1 protein-coding gene is annotated in these 1,289 nt (G+C 74.1%); it reads right to left on the reverse strand.

The annotated features are described in order from the left end of the window. Positions 1-1,289: polyketide synthase dehydratase domain-containing protein (locus tag ABZ646_RS46810; protein ID WP_360533948.1), on the reverse strand; the 1,289-nt coding region annotated here is incomplete at both ends.

Below are 1,289 nucleotides of genomic sequence, written 5' to 3' on the forward strand. Positions count from 1 at the left end.
GTCTCCACAGTGGTGTGACCGGTGCCGTTCCGGTCGACGAGCAGCCAGTCCCCCACGGGAGCACCCGTGGCGGTGGTGCCGGTCCAGGACATCGTCACGAGGACGCCGTCGCCGACGCCCACGACGGGACCGGCTGCGGCCGCCGGGCGCACGACGAGGGAGCCGATCGACAGCACCGGCAGCCCTGTGCCGTCGGCGACCGCGATCGCCACCTCGTCAGGGCCCGTGCGCGTCAATGCCACCCGCAGCCGCGAGGCGCCTGTGGCCCGCAGGATCACGTCGGTGAAGCTGAAGGGCAGGCCGCCTGTACGGGCCGCGTCGAGCTCGGCGAACACCGTGGCGTGCAGCGCGGCGTCCAGCAGTGCCGGATGGAGCCCGTACGACTCGGGTCCGGCCGCGGCGGGCACCTCGACCTCGGCGAGGATCCGGTCGCCGTGCCGCCAGGCCCGGGTCAGGCCCTGGAAGATCGGGCCGTAGACGAGGAAGCCGGCCGCGGTGAGCTGTTCGTAGAACCCGGCCGTGTCCAGCTCCGTGCCTCCGGGTGCCGGCCAGTTCCCGCGTACGGCGTCGAACTCGTCCCCCGTGTCGGGGGCGTCGGCGCTCAGCAGGCCGGTGGCGTGCCGAGTCCACTCTTCTTGGCCCTCCGGCCGGGCGTACACCGACACGGCCCGCTGCGTCTCGCCCGCGTCCACCACGACCTGCACCTGGACGCCGCCCTGGGCCGGCAGCACCAGCGGGGCCTCCAGCACGAGTTCGTCCAGCTTGGCGCAGCCGACGCTGTCGCCGGCGCGGACGGCCAGCTCGACATAGCCCGTGCCGGGGAAGATCACGGTTCCCCGTACGGCGTGATCGGCGAGCCACGGGTGGGTGCGGAGCGACAGGCGGCTGGTGAACAGCACCCCGTCGCTGTGCGGCAGCGGCACCATGGCCCCGAGCAACGGGTGCTCCGCCGAGCTCATGCCCGCGGCGGCGAAGTCGGCGGGGCCGCCGGCCGACTCGGGCCAGAAGCGGCCGCGCTGGAACGCGTACGTGGGCAGGGGAACCCGCCTCGCGCCGTGGCCGGCGAACAGGGTCGTCCAGTGCACGCTGACGCCGTGCGCGTGTGCCTGCGCGACCGATGTCACCAGCCTCTGCAGGCCGCCCTCGCCGCGCCGAAGCGTGCCGACCACCGGGACGGTGTCCTGGATGACAGGCAGCAGGACCGGGTGCGGGCTGACTTCGATGATCACGCCGGCCACCGGTTCCTCCGCCACCAGCCGCAACTCCGCGGCCCCCGGCTGGGTCCGCTG

Origin of the sequence: Streptomyces sp. NPDC007162, assembly GCF_040634175.1 — a bacterium.
Classification (GTDB): domain Bacteria; phylum Actinomycetota; class Actinomycetes; order Streptomycetales; family Streptomycetaceae; genus Streptomyces.